Annotated in this window: 14 protein-coding genes; 13 read left to right on the plus strand and 1 reads right to left on the minus strand. The window is 61.1% G+C overall.

Features of this window, described 5'->3' with window-relative positions:
• Positions 1-68 precede the first annotated feature (68 nt).
• Positions 69-1,433, minus strand: coding sequence for a formimidoylglutamate deiminase (locus EJA71_RS10750; protein ID WP_158956687.1), 1,365 nt, complete (start codon positions 1,431-1,433; stop codon positions 69-71).
• A gap of 146 nt (positions 1,434-1,579) precedes the next feature.
• On the opposite strand from EJA71_RS10750, the gene hutC reads away from it, so the two are divergent.
• The 13 genes from hutC (at position 1,580) to dtd (ending at position 16,542) form a co-directional block, all read left to right on the plus strand.
• On the plus strand, positions 1,580-2,290 hold the full coding sequence (gene hutC, locus EJA71_RS10755) for a histidine utilization repressor (RefSeq protein ID WP_163013658.1): 711 nt from the start codon (positions 1,580-1,582) through the stop codon (positions 2,288-2,290).
• A complete protein-coding gene (locus EJA71_RS10760) occupies positions 2,287-2,856 on the plus strand; it encodes a HutD family protein (protein ID WP_158956689.1) in 570 nt (189 codons plus the stop codon). Before hutC ends, EJA71_RS10760 begins: the two co-directional genes overlap by 4 nt.
• 483 nt (positions 2,857-3,339) lie before the next feature.
• The gene (gene hutU, locus EJA71_RS10765; RefSeq protein WP_178113677.1) at positions 3,340-5,010 is read left to right on the plus strand and encodes a urocanate hydratase; all 1,671 of its coding nucleotides are present in this window, start codon (positions 3,340-3,342) and stop codon (positions 5,008-5,010) included.
• Positions 5,011-5,162: 152 nt separating this feature from the next.
• On the plus strand, positions 5,163-6,635 hold the full coding sequence (locus EJA71_RS10770; protein ID WP_158956693.1) for a cytosine permease: 1,473 nt from the start codon (positions 5,163-5,165) through the stop codon (positions 6,633-6,635).
• A 69-nt stretch (positions 6,636-6,704) separates the two neighbouring features.
• Positions 6,705-7,673 (plus strand): ABC transporter substrate-binding protein, encoded by a 969-nt coding sequence (locus tag EJA71_RS10775; protein ID WP_158956694.1) that lies wholly within the window; start codon positions 6,705-6,707, stop codon positions 7,671-7,673.
• Positions 7,674-7,756: 83 nt separating this feature from the next.
• Positions 7,757-8,608 (plus strand): proline/glycine betaine ABC transporter permease, encoded by an 852-nt coding sequence (locus EJA71_RS10780; RefSeq protein WP_158956696.1) that lies wholly within the window; start codon positions 7,757-7,759, stop codon positions 8,606-8,608.
• On the plus strand, positions 8,605-9,435 hold the full coding sequence (locus tag EJA71_RS10785) for a glycine betaine/L-proline ABC transporter ATP-binding protein (RefSeq protein WP_158956697.1): 831 nt from the start codon (positions 8,605-8,607) through the stop codon (positions 9,433-9,435). Before EJA71_RS10780 ends, EJA71_RS10785 begins: the two co-directional genes overlap by 4 nt.
• A gap of 140 nt (positions 9,436-9,575) precedes the next feature.
• The gene (hutH, locus tag EJA71_RS10790; RefSeq protein ID WP_158956699.1) at positions 9,576-11,099 is read left to right on the plus strand and encodes a histidine ammonia-lyase; all 1,524 of its coding nucleotides are present in this window, start codon (positions 9,576-9,578) and stop codon (positions 11,097-11,099) included.
• A 116-nt stretch (positions 11,100-11,215) separates the two neighbouring features.
• A complete protein-coding gene (gene hutH, locus EJA71_RS10795; RefSeq protein WP_158956701.1) occupies positions 11,216-12,748 on the plus strand; it encodes a histidine ammonia-lyase in 1,533 nt (510 codons plus the stop codon).
• A gap of 131 nt (positions 12,749-12,879) precedes the next feature.
• Entirely contained in the window at positions 12,880-14,085 is a 1,206-nt protein-coding gene (gene hutI, locus EJA71_RS10800; RefSeq protein ID WP_158956703.1) for an imidazolonepropionase, read from the plus strand.
• Positions 14,086-14,095: 10 nt separating this feature from the next.
• A complete protein-coding gene (hutG, locus tag EJA71_RS10805; RefSeq protein WP_158956705.1) occupies positions 14,096-14,899 on the plus strand; it encodes an N-formylglutamate deformylase in 804 nt (267 codons plus the stop codon).
• A 237-nt stretch (positions 14,900-15,136) separates the two neighbouring features.
• Complete coding sequence (gene pip / locus EJA71_RS10810; protein WP_122593957.1) at positions 15,137-16,108, plus strand: prolyl aminopeptidase; 972 nt, start codon at positions 15,137-15,139, stop codon at positions 16,106-16,108.
• Positions 16,105-16,542 (plus strand): D-aminoacyl-tRNA deacylase, encoded by a 438-nt coding sequence (dtd, locus tag EJA71_RS10815; RefSeq protein WP_158956706.1) that lies wholly within the window; start codon positions 16,105-16,107, stop codon positions 16,540-16,542. The genes pip and dtd overlap by 4 nt, the downstream gene beginning before the upstream one ends.
• Positions 16,543-16,610 lie beyond the last annotated feature (68 nt).

Raw genomic sequence — 16,610 nt, forward strand, 5'->3', positions numbered from 1 at the left:
CGGCAGCTCCTACAGGGGAAAGTGTTCACCCTGTAGGAGCTGCCGAAGGCTGCGATCTTTTGCTTTTCTTAACCTAAAAGGTCGCGCAAGACTTGGGTGAAGGCCCGTGCACTTTCTTCTTCCCCGGCATGCCGGCCATCACGCACAACCCACTGGCCATTCACCAAAACATCGCGCACCTGCCGATCCCCACCGGCAAACAACCAGCGATTCAAAATCCCGTCACCGCTCGCCGTCGCCAGATACGGATCGTTGCCATCGAGCACAATCCAGTCCGCCCGGTTGCCAACCTCAAACGCACCAATCGGCTGCCCCAACGCTTGCGCGCCACCGTCCAGCGCCGCGTCATACAGCGTGCGGCCAACCATCGGCTGATCCGCGCCGTACAACCGGTTACGCCGCTGATCGCGCAGACGCTGGCCGTATTCCAGCCAACGCAATTCTTCTACGACACTGAGTGACACATGGCTGTCGGAACCGATGCCCATGCGTCCGCCCTGCGCGAGGAAATCCACTGCCGGGAAAATTCCGTCGCCCAGGTTCGCTTCGGTGGTCAGGCACAGGCCGGCAATGGCGCGACTGTTGGCCATCAACGTCACTTCGTCGGGGTTGGCGTGGGTCGCATGAACCAGGCACCAGCGCTGATCGACTTCAGCGTTTTCATACAGCCATTGCAGCGGACGACGACCGCTCCAGCTCAGGCAATCGTCGACTTCTTTCTGCTGCTCGGCGATGTGGATGTGAATCGGGCATTGCTTGTCGCTGGCCGCCAACACTTCGCTGATCTGCTGCGGGGTCACCGCGCGCAACGAGTGGAAACACAGTCCCAGCGACTGCGCCTTTTGCCGCGCCAGCATTGGCTGCAGGCGCGATTGCAGATTCAGGTAGTTTTCGGTGCTGTTGATGAAGCGGCGCTGGCCGTCATTCGGCGTCTGGCCACCAAAACCGGAGTGGCTGTAGAGCACCGGCAGCAGCGTCAGGCCGATACCGCTTTCACTCGCCGCCTGACTGATGCGCAAGGCCAACTCAGCCGGATCGGCATAAGGCTGACCATTGCTGTCGTGGTGCACATAGTGAAATTCTGCGACCGAGGTGTAACCGGCCTTGAGCATCTCGATGTACAGCTGACGGGCGATAACGCCGAGCTGGTCTGGGCTGATTTTTCCGACGAGGCGATACATCAGATCGCGCCAGGTCCAGAAACTGTCGTTCGGATTGCCGGCCACTTCAGCCAGTCCGGCCATGGCGCGCTGGAACGCGTGGGAATGCAGATTGGGCATCCCCGGCAGCAACGGGCCACTCAGCCGTTCAGCGCCATCTGCAGTGGAATCGGCCTGGATTTGGGTCAGCAGGCCCTCGGCGCTGACCTCAAGACGTACATTGTTGGCCCATCCGTTAGGCAGCAGTGCGCGTTCGGCAAAGAAGGCGGACATGGTTCAGCACCCCATCGTGTGTTATTTGTATATACATATACAGACGTTTGCCTGCCCGGTAAACTCCGGCAAGCTAGCCACTTTCATCCAAAGAACAGGGATCAACCGTGCCGACTCCGCCTCCAGTCTCCCCGTTGGCCGCGAACATGGGCGACAGTCCGGCGCCTTTGTACGCCCGCGTCAAACAGATGATCACCCAGCAGATCGACAGCGGAAACTGGCCGCCGCACTACCGCGTGCCGTCCGAGAGCGAGCTGGTCAATCAACTCGGTTTCAGCCGCATGACCATCAACCGCGCCCTGCGCGAGATGACTGCTGACGGCCTGTTGGTGCGCATGCAAGGGGTCGGCACTTTCGTCGCCGAACCGAAGAGCCAGTCCGCGCTGTTCGAAGTGCATAACATCGCCGACGAAATCGCTTCCCGTGGCCACCGCCACACCTGCCAGGTCATCACCCTCGAAGAAGAGGCCGCCGGTTCCGAGCGCGCGCTGGCGCTGGACATGCGCGAGGGGCAGAAGGTCTTCCACTCGCTGATCGTGCATTACGAAAACGACATTCCGGTGCAAATCGAAGACCGTTTCGTCAACGCGCTGGTCGCCCCGGAATACCTCAAGCAGGACTTCACCCTGCAGACACCGTACGCCTATCTCAATCAGGTCGCGCCGCTGACCGAGGGCGAACACGTAGTTGAAGCGATCCTCGCTGAACCGTCCGAATGCAAATTGCTGCAGATTGAGAAGGGTGAGCCTTGCTTGCTGATCCGTCGCCGCACGTGGTCGGGGCGTCAGCCGGTGACGGCGGCGCGATTGATTCATCCTGGTTCTCGTCATCGTCTGGAAGGGCGGTTCCATAAATGAGTGCACTTAAGGTTCTACGCGCCGAAGGTTACCCGCGCATGCTGTGGAAAAACGGCGGTGGTAGCACGGAAGAAATCACCCGCGACGCAGGCGCAGGCCTGGACGGTTTTGGCTGGCGCCTGTCGATTGCCGACATCGCCGAGTCGGGCGGTTTCTCGACTTTCGCCGGCTACCAGCGTGTAATCACCGTGCTGCAGGGTAACGGCATGACCCTGTGCGTCGACGGTGACGATACGCGACCGCTGTTACCGCTCGACCCGTTTGCCTTCAGCGGCGAAAGCCAAGTGTCGTGCACACTGCTCGGCGGTGAGATTCGCGACTTCAACCTGATCTACGCGCCGCAACGTTACAGCGCGCGGTTGCAGTGGCTGGACGGAGAGCAGCGCTTCTTCAGCTCGGCGGGGACGGTGTTGGTGTTCAGTGTCAGTGAATTGCTGGAAGTGCAGCTTGGTGACAGCGTTTCGCAGCTCGGTCGCCATGATTGTCTGCAACTGGACGGTAACGTCGGACTGGTTGAAGTCTCCACCAATGCCGCTTGCTGTGTCATTGAGCTGACGGCGCGCTGACTGGTCGTTCCCATGCTCTGCGTGGGAATGCATCCCGTGACGCTCTGCGTCACCTCCATCGAAGCGGACGCGGAGCGTCCATGGCGGCGTTACCACGCAGAGCGTGGGAACGATCAGGTCCTGTTTCCATCCTCGCACCACTTTGTTACCGAACGCCCCAGCGTGGCGCAAAACCACGTTTATCTAACTCAGCCCCCACCGCACGAAATTCCCTGGCGAAAAATTTCATCCACGCCAGAACCCTCGTTTCAGGCGCCCTCCAGCCGTGTCCGCATTTTTTCTTGAACGACCCTCCAACAAGTTGGCCGCTTGATTGCATATGCTTGTATGTACAAGTAAAGACGTATGCGTATGAGTCGCTCGAGACTCTCCGCAGCGTCCACTGATTCGCTTGTCGCGCAGCGAAGCGCACAGGCTGCTTGCCCACTGCCAGGGTTGGTTTGAATTGATCGCTGAGGAGTCTCTTTCGTGACTGATAACAAAATGACTAAGTTTCGCGACGTCGAAATCCGTGCATCGCGCGGTAACAAGCTGACCGCCAAGAGCTGGCTGACCGAAGCGCCGCTGCGCATGCTGATGAACAACCTCGACCCGGAAGTCGCCGAGAACCCGAAAGAGCTGGTGGTTTATGGTGGTATCGGTCGCGCCGCGCGTAACTGGGAGTGCTACGACAAGATCGTCGAAAGCCTGACCAACCTGAACGACGACGAGACCCTGCTGGTGCAATCCGGCAAGCCGGTCGGCGTGTTCAAGACCCACAGCAACGCCCCGCGCGTGCTGATCGCCAACTCCAACCTGGTGCCGCACTGGGCGAGCTGGGAGCACTTCAACGAACTCGACGCCAAAGGCCTGGCCATGTACGGCCAAATGACCGCCGGCAGCTGGATCTACATCGGCAGCCAGGGCATCGTTCAAGGCACCTACGAAACCTTCGTCGAAGCCGGTCGCCAGCACTACAACGACAACCTCACCGGCAAGTGGGTCCTGACCGCCGGCCTCGGTGGCATGGGCGGCGCGCAACCCCTGGCCGCAACCCTGGCGGGCGCCTGCTCGCTGAACATCGAATGCCAACAAGTCAGCATCGATTTCCGCCTGAAAAGCCGCTACGTCGACGAGCAAGCCAAAGACCTCGACGACGCTCTGGCTCGCATCGACAAGTACACCAAAGAAGGCAAAGCGATCTCCATCGCGCTGCTCGGTAACGCCGCAGAAATTCTGCCGGAACTGGTCAAGCGCGGCGTGCGCCCGGACATGGTCACCGACCAGACCAGCGCCCACGATCCGCTCAACGGTTACCTGCCCGCTGGCTGGACCTGGGACGAATACCGCGCCCGGGCCAAGACCGAGCCGGCCGCTGTGATCAAAGCCGCCAAGCAGTCGATGGCCGTGCACGTCAAAGCCATGTTGGAATTCCAGAAGCAAGGCATTCCGACCTTCGACTACGGCAACAACATCCGTCAGATGGCGCAGGAAGAAGGCGTCGAAAACGCGTTCGACTTCCCGGGTTTCGTACCGGCTTACATCCGTCCTTTGTTCTGCCGTGGCATCGGCCCGTTCCGTTGGGCGGCACTGTCGGGCGATCCGCAAGACATCTACAAAACCGACGCCAAGGTCAAAGAGCTGATCCCGGACGACGCGCACCTGCACAACTGGCTGGACATGGCCCGCGAGCGCATCAGCTTCCAGGGTCTGCCGGCACGTATCTGCTGGGTCGGCCTGGGCCTGCGCGCCAAGCTCGGTCTGGCGTTCAACGAGATGGTCCGCAGCGGTGAGCTGTCGGCGCCGATCGTCATCGGTCGCGACCACCTCGACTCTGGCTCGGTCGCCAGCCCTAACCGTGAAACCGAATCGATGCAGGACGGCTCCGACGCTGTGTCCGACTGGCCGCTGCTCAACGCCCTGCTGAATACCGCGAGCGGCGCGACCTGGGTTTCCCTGCACCACGGCGGCGGCGTCGGCATGGGCTTCTCGCAGCACTCGGGCATGGTGATTGTCTGCGACGGTACTGACGAAGCGGCCGAGCGCATTGCGCGCGTACTGCACAACGACCCGGCCACCGGCGTCATGCGCCACGCCGATGCCGGTTACCAAATCGCCATCGACTGCGCCAAGGAACAGGGCCTGAACTTGCCGATGATTACCGGCGGCAAGTAACACAAATCCCTGTGGGAGCTGGCTTGCCAGCGATAGCGGTGGCACTGCTGGCATTGATGTTGAAGGTGCCGACGTCATCGCTGGCAAGCCAGCTCCCACAAGGTCCGAGTAAGCCCGAGAGAACAATTTAAACAATCCACAGAGGTTGAATCATGGCTGTTAACACCGATCGTGCAGGCAACAAACCGTTGATCGAAAGGCGTTCGATCGACTACATCCCGGAAGCGGAAAGACACGGTCGTCTGTTCAGCCAATTCACCCTGTGGATGGGTGCCAACCTGCAAATCACCGCGATTGTCACCGGGGCCTTGGCCGTGGTGTTGGGCGGTGATGTGTTCTGGTCGTTGATCGGTCTGTTGATCGGCCAATTGCTCGGCGGTGGGGTGATGGCGTTGCACGCGGCGCAAGGGCCGAAGCTGGGCCTGCCGCAGATGATCTCCAGCCGCGTGCAGTTTGGCGTTTACGGCGCGGCGATCCCGATTGTGCTGGTGTGCCTGATGTACCTCGGTTTTACCGCGACGGGCACGGTGCTTTCCGGCCAGGCGTTGGGTCAGCTGTTTAACGTCAGCGACAGCGTCGGCATCCTGATTTTTGCCAGCGTTATCGTGCTGGTGACGGTGCTCGGCTATCGGGTGATCCACTGGATCGGCCGTGTCGCCAGCGTCATTGGCGTGATCGCTTTCGTCTTCCTGTTCTGGCGGCTGATGAGCCAGACCGACGTTGGCGCACTCCTGCAAATTCGTCATTTCAGCTGGAGCAGCTTCCTGCTCGCGGTGTCGCTCGCGGCCTCCTGGCAGATCGCGTTCGGCCCTTACGTGGCTGACTATTCCCGTTACCTGCCGAGCAACACCTCAGCGGTGAAAACCTTCTTCGCCGCCGGTGCCGGTTCAGTGGTCGGCGCGCAAGTGGCGATGATCCTCGGCGTGTTTGCAGCGGCTTCGGCCAACGGCCAGTTCGCCGGTCACGAAGTTGCCTACATCGTCGGTCTGGGCGGCACCGGTGCTACCGCTGCGTTGCTGTACTTCAGCATCGCCTTCGGCAAGGTGACCATCTCGACGCTGAACTCCTACGGCAGCTTCATGTGCATCGCGACCATCATCAGCGGCTTCAAAGGCCACCTGACGGTTACGCGCCTACAGCGTCTGGTGTTCGTGCTGGTGATCGTTGGTACGGCGACCCTGATCGCGCTGCTCGGTCAGCACTCGTTCCTCGGTGCATTCAAGTCTTTCATCCTGTTCCTGCTCGCCTTCTTCACCCCGTGGAGCGCGATCAACCTGGTGGATTATTACTGCATCACCCGTGAGCGTTATGACGTGCCGGCGCTGGCCAATCCGAACGGCCGTTACGGGCGCTGGAACCTGCTCGGCATCAGCGTCTATGTGTTCGGTGTGCTGGTGCAGTTGCCGTTCATCTCCACCAAGTTCTACACCGGTCCGCTGGTGGCCGCCCTCGGTGACGTGGATATTTCCTGGATCATCGGCCTGGTGCTGCCGGCGGTCGTCTACTACGTGTGCGCAAAGAAATGGCACAGCGCGGTGCCCGATCAACTGATTCTGCCGGTCGAGCAGAACAGCGTTGTACAACCTAAAACAAGCGGGGCCGGTCGCGCTGCGGCGCAGGCCTGATTGGACGTGGACAGGGCTGGATGCCTCTTGACTGCCGTAAGCCAATTCATGATTAGGAGCGTCACAACAATGAAATCGAACAAGACCCTGCTGACCACATTGCTGTCCATGGGCCTGCTGGCCAGTGCCGGTGCCACTCAGGCTGCGGGCTGGTGCGAGTCGGGCAAACCGGTGAAGTTCGCCGGGCTGAACTGGGAAAGCGGCATGCTCCTGACCGACGTGCTGCAAGTGGTCCTGGAGAAAGGCTACGACTGCAAGACCGACAGTTTGCCGGGCAACTCCATCACCATGGAAAACGCCCTGAGCAGCAACGATATTCAAGTGTTCGCTGAAGAATGGGTCGGCCGCAGCGAAGTCTGGAACAAGGCCGAAAAGGCCGGCAAGGTCGTCGGTGTCGGCGCTCCGGTCGTTGGCGCTGTCGAAGGCTGGTACGTGCCGCGTTACGTCATCGAAGGCGACGCCAAGCGCAAGCTGGAGCCGAAAGCCGCGGACCTGAAAAACATCGCTGACCTGGGCAAATACGCCGCCGTGTTCAAGGACGCCGAAGAGCCCGCCAAAGGCCGTTTCTACAACTGCCCGGCCGGCTGGACCTGCGAACTCGACAACAGCGAAATGCTCAAAAGCTATGGTCTGGAAAGCAGCTACACCAACTTCCGTCCGGGCACTGGCCCGGCGCTGGATGCGGCGGTGCTGTCGAGCTACAAGCGTGGCGAGCCGATCCTGTTCTACTACTGGTCGCCAACCCCGCTGATGGGCCAGGTTGACCTGGTCAAGCTCGAAGAAAAACCCGGCGTCGACAAGTCCGTGAGCATCAAGGTAGGCCTGTCCAAGACCTTCCACGACGAAGCCCCGGAACTGGTCGCCGTGCTGGAAAAGGTCAACCTGCCGATCGACCTGCTGAACCAGAATCTGGGGCGCATGGCCAAGGAACGCATCGAGTCGCCAAAACTGGCGAAAATCTTCCTCAAGGAACATCCTGAGGTCTGGCATGCGTGGGTCAGTGAAGACGCAGCCAAGAAAATCGACGCGGCGCTGTAGGTCGATACCTCCCGGCCCACCGAGAGGCAGGCCGGGAGATATGCCGTCAACGCTTGATTGAGATTTCTGATTGAGAGCCGCTTATGTTTCCCGAGAGCTTTACCTTTTCCATCGCCGACTGGGTCAACGGTTGGGTCGATTCGCTGGTCACCAACTACGGTGACGTATTCCGCCATATCTCCGATACGCTGCTGTGGGCCATCGTCAACCTTGAAGGCCTGCTGCGTGCTGCGCCGTGGTGGCTGATGCTGGCGATCGTCGGTGTGATCGCCTGGCACGCCACGCGCAAGGTCGTGACCACTGCGGTCATCGTCGGTCTGCTGTTCCTCGTCGGCGCCGTTGGCCTCTGGGACAAACTCATGCAGACGCTAGCGCTGATGATGGTCGCGACGATCATTTCGGTGCTGATCGGCATTCCGCTGGGGATTCTCTCGGCGCGCAGCAATCGCCTGCGTTCGGTACTGATGCCGCTGCTCGACATCATGCAGACCATGCCAAGTTTCGTGTACCTGATCCCGGTGTTGATGCTGTTCGGTCTGGGCAAGGTGCCGGCGATTTTCGCCACGGTGATTTACGCCGCACCGCCGCTGATTCGCCTGACCGATCTGGGCATCCGCCAGGTTGACGGCGAAGTGATGGAAGCGATCAACGCGTTCGGCGCCAACCGCTGGCAGCAACTGTTCGGCGTGCAACTGCCGCTGGCCCTGCCGAGCATCATGGCCGGGATCAACCAGACCACCATGATGGCCCTGTCGATGGTGGTCATCGCCTCGATGATCGGCGCCCGTGGCCTGGGTGAAGATGTGCTGGTGGGGATTCAGACCCTTAACGTCGGGCGCGGCCTTGAGGCCGGTCTGGCGATCGTGATTCTCGCCGTGGTCATCGACCGCATTACTCAAGCGTACGGTCGGCCACGGCATGAGGTGAGCAAATGAGCGACGCAACCGTGAGCAAGATCGAAGTCAAAAACGTCTTCAAGATTTTCGGCAACCGCGCCAAGGAGGCACTGGCCATGGTAGGTCAGGGCAAGACCAAGGATCAGGTGCTGAGCGAGACCGGTTGCGTGGTCGGCGTCAACGATCTGTCGCTGAGCATCGGCACCGGCGAAATCTTCGTGATCATGGGCCTGTCCGGTTCCGGCAAGTCGACGCTGGTGCGCCACTTCAACCGGCTGATCGACCCGACCAGCGGCGCGATCCTCGTCGACGGTGTGGACATCCTGCAATACGACATGGACGCCCTGCGCGAATTTCGCCGGCACAAGATCAGCATGGTGTTCCAGAGCTTCGGCCTGCTGCCGCACAAGAGCGTACTCGACAACGTCGCCTACGGCCTGAAAGTGCGCGGCGAGAGCAAGCAAATGTGCTCGGAACGCGCGCTGCACTGGATCAACACCGTCGGCCTCAAGGGCTACGAAAACAAATACCCGCACCAGCTCTCCGGCGGCATGCGCCAGCGTGTCGGTCTGGCCCGCGCTTTGGCGGCGGACACCGACATCATCCTGATGGACGAGGCGTTCAGTGCGCTGGACCCACTGATCCGCGCCGAGATGCAGGACCAGTTGCTGGAGCTGCAAAAGACCCTGCACAAGACCATCGTCTTCATCACCCATGACCTCGATGAGGCGGTGCGCATCGGCAACCGCATTGCGATTCTCAAGGATGGGAAGTTGATTCAGGTCGGCACGCCGCGCGAGATCCTGCATTCGCCGGCGGATGAGTATGTCGACCGGTTTGTGCAGCGGCGGGCGGCAGTAGTCTGACGCTCGTTCCCACGCTCTGCGTGGGAATGCATCCCGTGACGCTCCGCGTCACCCTGCACAGAGCAGAAATCGGGACGCGGAGCGTCCCAGGCGGCATTCCCACGCAGAGCGTGGGAACGATCTAGCTCAAGAGGTTTTAGATGTCCCAGGCTGAAAAAATCGTTATCACCGGCGCCCCTCTGCGTTGGCAGGACGTGGTCGCCGTCGCCCGTTACGGCGCGCATCTCGAATTGTCGAGCGCCACCTGGGCGCGCATCGAAAACGCGCAAGCCATCGTCCAGCGCATCGTCGAAAGCGGCGAGCGCGCCTACGGCGTCAACACCGGTCTGGGCGGTTTGTCCAACGTCTCGCTCAAAGACGAGCAGCTCAGCCAGCTCTCGCGCAACACCCTGCTCAGTCACGCCTGCGGCGTCGGCCCGGTACTCGCCGACGAGCAGACCCGCGCGATCATCTGCGCGGCAATCCACAACTACAGCCACGGCAAATCCGGCATTCACCGGCGTGTCGTCGAAGCGCTGCTGGCGCTGCTCAATCGCGGCATTACTCCGCAAGTGCCGTCGCAAGGTTCGGTGGGTTACCTGACGCACATGGCGCACATCGGCATCGCGTTGCTGGGTGTTGGCAATGTCAGCTACCGCGGTCAAGTCACCTCGGCGCAACAGGCGTTGGCCGAGGAAGGTCTTGAGCCAGTGCAACTCGGTGCGAAGGACGGTTTGTGCCTGGTCAACGGCACGCCATGCATGACCGGCCTCAGCTGTCTGGCGATTGCCGATGCCACGCGGCTGGTGCAATGGGCCGACGTCATTGGCGCGATGAGCTTCGAAGCGCAGCGCGGTCAGGTCGACGCGTTCGATGCGGAAATCATCGCGCTGAAACCGCACCCGGGCATGCAGCAGGTCGGCATCAATTTGCGCGCAATGCTCGAAGGCAGCGAAGTGATCGCGTCGAGCAAAGGCATTCGCACGCAAGATGCACTGAGCATTCGTTCGATCCCGCAGGTACACGGTGCGGCGCGTGATCAACTCGACCATGCGATCAAGCAGATCGAAGCCGAACTCAACGGCTGCACCGATAACCCTCTGCTGCTCGGCACCCCGGACAATTTCCGGGTGATGTCGCAGGCCAATCCGCACGGTCAGTCGGTGGCGATGGCAGCCGATCTGCTGGCGATTGCCATGGCTGAAATCGGCTCGATTGCCGAGCGTCGCCTCGATCGTTTGGTGAACCCGCACGTCAGTGGTCTGCCGGCGTTTCTGGTGGCCAATCCGGGAGTGAACTCCGGGATGATGATCGTGCAATACGTCGCCGCATCGCTGTGTGCGGAAAACCGTCAATTGGCGCAACCGGCGGTGCTCGATAACTACATCACTTCCGGCTTGCAGGAAGACCATCTGAGCATGGGCACCAACGCCGCGCTGAAGCTGCATCGCGCGCTGGAAAACTGCACGCAGATCCTCGCCATCGAATATCTGCTGGCGGCGCAGGCTTTTGAATTTCTCAAGGAACAACGCTTTGGCGCCGGCACCGATGTCGCTTGGCGACTGCTGCGCGAAAACGTCCCGGCCTACGATCAGGATCGCTGGCTGGCGCCGGATATCGCTGCCGCTGCGAGCGTGTTGAAAAACCCGAATCTGCCCCACAACGTTTTACCGAATTTGCACTGAAAAATACCAACGCCAGCGTGCCAAGGCGCGACTCCCCAAAAGGCGAGACGCGACGGACAACGGACATCTCCGGAGCGTCTGGCGAGTTAATAACAAACTCTCAAAAGGAGCACAAAATGACTGCGCTGAACCTGATTCCCGGCCAACTGAGCCTGGCCCAACTGCGTGACGTCTACCAGAACCCGGTCAAGCTGACGCTCGACAACAGCGCATCGCAGCAGATCGAAGCCAGCGTCGCGTGCGTCGAGCAGATCCTCGCCGAGAACCGTACCGCCTACGGCATCAACACCGGTTTCGGCCTGCTGGCCTCGACGCGCATTGCCAGCGAAGACCTGGAAAACCTGCAGCGTTCGCTGGTGCTGTCCCACGCCGCCGGCGTTGGCGTGCCGATCAGCGATGACTTGGTGCGGCTGATCATGGTGCTCAAGGTCAACAGCCTCAGCCGTGGCTTTTCCGGCATCCGCCGCGTGGTCATCGATGCACTGATCGCGCTGATCAATGCCGAGGTCTATCCGCACATTCCGCTGAAAGGTTCGGTGGGCGCGTCGGGCGACCTGGCACCGCTGGCGCACATGTCGCTGGTGCTGCTGGGCGAGGGCAAGGCGCGCTACAAGGGCGAGTGGATGGAAGCTGTCGAGGCGCTGAAAGTTGCTGGTCTGACGCCGCTGACGCTGGCGGCGAAAGAAGGTTTGGCGCTGCTCAACGGCACTCAGGTTTCCACGGCTTTCGCGTTGCGTGGTTTGTTTGAGGGTGAAGATTTGTTTGCGGGCGCACTGGCGCTGGGCGGTCTGACGGTTGAAGCGGTGTTGGGTTCGCGCTCGCCATTCGACGCACGCATTCACGCGGCTCGCGGCCAGAAAGGTCAGATCGACGCCGCTGCGGCTTACCGCGATCTGCTCGGTGAGCGCAGCGAAGTCTCCGACTCGCACCAGAACTGCGAGAAAGTCCAAGACCCATACTCGCTGCGTTGCCAGCCGCAAGTCATGGGCGCCTGCCTGACGCAGTTCCGTCAGGCCGCTGAAGTGCTGGCGGTTGAGGCCAACGCGGTGTCCGATAACCCGCTGGTCTTCGCCGCTGAAGGCGACGTGATTTCCGGCGGTAACTTCCACGCCGAGCCAGTGGCCATGGCCGCTGACAACATGGCGTTGGCCATCGCTGAAATCGGCTCGCTGAGCGAACGCCGCATCTCGCTGATGATGGACAAGCACATGTCGCAACTGCCGCCATTCCTGGTGGCCAATGGCGGAGTGAACTCCGGCTTCATGATCGCTCAAGTGACGGCAGCGGCACTGGCCAGCGAAAACAAGGCGTTGTCCCATCCGCATTCGGTGGACAGTCTGCCGACTTCGGCTAACCAGGAAGATCACGTGTCGATGGCACCGGCGGCTGGCAAGCGTCTGTGGGAAATGGCTGAAAACACTCGCGGGATTCTCGCGGTGGAATGGCTGGCGGCGGTGCAGGGCCTGGATCTGCGTAACGGTCTGAAGACTTCGCCGAAGCTGGAGCAGGCACGGGCGATTCTGCGCAAAGAAGTGCCGTTCTATGAGAAGGACCGTTTCTTTGCGCCGGACATCAATGCGGCGACCGAGCTGTTGGCTTCGCGCTGCCTGACCGATCTGGTTCCGGCGAAGCTTTTGCCTAGCCTTTAACCCTACACACTGATCGTTCCCATGCTCCGCGTGGGAATGCCTCAAGGGACGCTCCGCGTCCAGTGACGCGGAGCGTCAGGGGCTGCATTCCCACGCAGAGCGTGGGAACGATCACAAGACGAGGATTTGGGATGAAAACCCTCTGGCAACACTGCCACGTCGCAACCATGGCGCACGGCGTCTACTCGATCATCGAGGATGCGGCCATCGTGACGTCCGGTGCGCACATCGAGTGGATCGGCCCGCGCAATCAATTGCCGGCCGGCGAATACCCGGCGGTCAATGACCTGCAAGGCGCGTGGGTCACCCCCGGCCTGATCGACTGCCACACCCACACGGTGTTCGGTGGCAACCGCAGCGGCGAATTCGAAAAGCGTCTGCAAGGCGTCAGCTATGCGGAGATCGCCGCCTCCGGTGGCGGCATCGCCAGCACCGTGCGCGCGACTCGCGAAGCCACTGAAGACGAACTGTTCGCCAGCGCCGCCAAACGCCTGAAAAGCCTGATGCGCGACGGCGTGACCACGGTCGAAATGAAGTCCGGCTACGGCCTCGATCTGGTCAACGAACGCAAAATCCTCCGCGTCATCCAGCGTCTGCAAAAAGAGCTGCCGATCAGCGTGCGCAGCACCTGCCTGGCCGCCCACGCGCTGCCGCCGGAGTACAAGGATCGCGCCGACGATTACATTGATCTGGTCTGCAACGTGATGCTGCCAGCATTGGCCGCTGAAGGTCTGGTCGATGCCGTGGATGCGTTCTGCGAATACCTGGCGTTCTCGCCGGAGCAGGTCGAGCGCGTGTTTATCGCCGCGCAAAAACTCGGTCTGCCGGTGAAACTGCACGCCGAACAACTGTCCTCGCTGCACGGCTCCAGCCTTGCTGCGCGCTACAAGGCGTTGTCCGCCGATCATCTGGAATTCATGGACGAGGCCGACGCCATCGCCATGGCCGAAGCCGACACCGTCGCCGTGCTGCTGCCGGGCGCGTTCTACTTCCTGCGTGAAACCCAGCTGCCGCCGATGGATGCCCTGCGCAAGCACAGGGTGAAAATCGCCATTGCCAGCGACCTCAACCCCGGCACCTCGCCGGCGCTGTCGTTGCGGCTGATGCTGAACATGGCGTGCACCTGCTTCCGCATGACCCCGGAAGAGGCCCTGGCCGGGGCGACCATTCATGCCGCGCAAGCGTTGGGCATGGCCGATTCCCACGGCTCGCTGGAAGTCGGCAAGGTCGCGGATTTCGTTGCCTGGCACATCGATCGCCCGGCGGATCTGGCCTATTGGCTCGGTGGTGATCTGGACAAACGCGTCGTGCGTCACGGCGTCGAATCAAGTCTGTAGGAGAGCGGTTGTGGATAAGGTTCTGAACTTCAAACAAGGTCGCGTACCGCTGCTGATCAGCATGCCCCATGCCGGTGTGCGCCTGACGCCTGCGGTCGAGGCCGGATTGATCCCGGACGCGAAAAGCCTGCCGGATACCGACTGGCACATTCCGCTGCTGTATGACTTCGCCGAAGAACTCGGCGCCAGCACCTTGGCCGCCGAGTATTCGCGATTTGTCATTGATCTGAATCGTCCGTCCGACGACAAACCGCTGTACGCCGGTGCCACCACCGGGCTGTACCCGGCGACGCTGTTCGACGGCATTCCGTTGTTCCGCGAAGGGCTGGAACCGTCGAAAGAAGAGCGCGCAACCTACCTTGAGCAAATCTGGACGCCGTATCACCGCACGCTTCAGGACGAACTGGCGCGGTTGAAGGCCGAGTTCGGTTACGCGCTGCTGTTCGATGCGCACTCGATCCGCTCGATCATCCCGCACCTGTACGACGGCAAGCTCCCGGACTTCAACCTCGGCACCTTCAACGGCGCCAGTTGTGATCCGCAATTGGCCGCGCAACTGGAAGCGATCTGCGCGCGCCACGGCGATTACAGCCACGTGCTCAACGGCCGTTTCAAGGGCGGCCACATCACTCGTCACTACGGCAACCCGGCCGAGAACATCCACGCCGTGCAGCTGGAGCTGGGCCAGTGCACCTACATGGAAGAGTTCGAACCGTTCCGCTATCGCGCCGATCTGGCCGAGCCGACGCGGGTGGTGCTAAAGCAATTGCTGCAGCACTATCTGGCCTGGGGCGAAAAACACTACCGCGGCTGACTCACCCTGAGCTGCGGCACGCTGCGATCTTGATCGTTCCCACGCTCCGCGTGGGAATGCAGCCCGTGACGCTCCGCGTCACTGGACGCGGAGCGTCCCAAAAGGCATTCCCACGCAGAGCGTGGGAACGATCAGGCCCCGGAGCATGCTCATTGACGTAAATCGGGTTTATGATGCCCAACGGCAGAATAATAGAAGTCCCCCCAGGGATGACCTCGACCCCTTACGGAGCGCGCAATGCAGACTTTGTTTCCGCAGATCAAACCTCACGCCCGGCACGATCTGGCTGTCGATGACACCCATACGCTGTATGTCGACGAAAGCGGTTCACCGGAGGGTTTGCCGGTTGTGTTCATTCACGGCGGTCCCGGCGCCGGTTGCGACGCGCAGAGCCGTCGCTATTTCGATCCGAACCTGTACCGCATTGTCACCTTCGACCAGCGCGGTTGCGGACGCTCCACGCCGCACGCCAGCCTGGAAAACAACACCACCTGGGATCTGGTCGCTGACCTCGAGCGCATCCGCAAACACCTGGGCATCGACAAATGGGTGCTGTTCGGCGGCTCGTGGGGTTCGACCCTGGCGCTGGCCTACGCGCAAACCCATCCTGAGCGTGTTCACGGTCTGATCCTGCGTGGGATCTTTCTCTGCCGTCCGCAGGAAATCGAGTGGTTCTATCAGGCCGGCGCCAGCCGTCTGTTCCCCGATTACTGGCAGGACTACATCGCGCCGATCCCGCTGGACGAGCGCGACGACCTGCTCAGCGCTTTCCACAAACGCCTGATCGGCAATGACCAGATTGCGCAGATGCACGCGGCCAAAGCCTGGTCGACCTGGGAAGGGCGTACCGCGACCCTGCGGCCGAACCCGCTGGTGGTCGATCGCTTCTCCGAGCCGCAACGCGCACTGTCGATCGCACGGATCGAATGCCACTATTTCACCAACAATGCTTTTCTTGAACCGAACCAATTGATTCGCGACATGGGCAAGATCGCCCATTTGCCGGGCGTGATCATTCACGGTCGCTACGACGTGATCTGCCCGCTCGATAACGCCTGGGAACTGCATCAAGCCTGGCCGAACAGCGAACTGCAGGTGATCCGCGACGCCGGTCACGCCGCGTCTGAACCGGGCATCACCGATGCACTGGTGCGTGCTGCGGGCAACATGGCCCAGCGCTTGCTCGACCTGCCGCCTGAAGAAGCATGAAGGGGCTTTTACAGCGCGTACGCGGCGCGCGAGTTGAAGTGGCAGGCGAAGTGGTGGGTGCGGTAGATCACGGTTTGCTGGTGCTGGTAGCGGTCGAACCCGACGACACGCGCACCAGCGCCGACAAACTTCTGCATAAGCTGCTTAACTATCGGGTATTCAGCGATGCGGAGGGCAAGATGAACTTGTCCCTCGCTGATGTGGGCGGTGGGTTGCTGCTGGTCTCTCAGTTCACCCTGGCTGCCGACACCAAGAGCGGGTTGCGCCCGAGCTTTTCGACGGCAGCGCCACCCGCCTTGGGCGAGGAATTGTTCGACTATCTATTAAGCAGAGCGAAACAGATGCATGGCACTGTGGCATCAGGTAGATTCGGCGCGGATATGCAGGTGCATCTGGTCAATGATGGCCCGGTAACCTTCCTGTTACAGACCTGAAAGCGCTTGAAACATCTTTTTAAGGGCGTTTCGACTGAAAACAGGCATTTTTCGCGATAAATACTTGG

It is taken from the genome of Pseudomonas sp. PB106, from assembly GCF_009764645.1.
Classification (GTDB): domain Bacteria; phylum Pseudomonadota; class Gammaproteobacteria; order Pseudomonadales; family Pseudomonadaceae; genus Aquipseudomonas.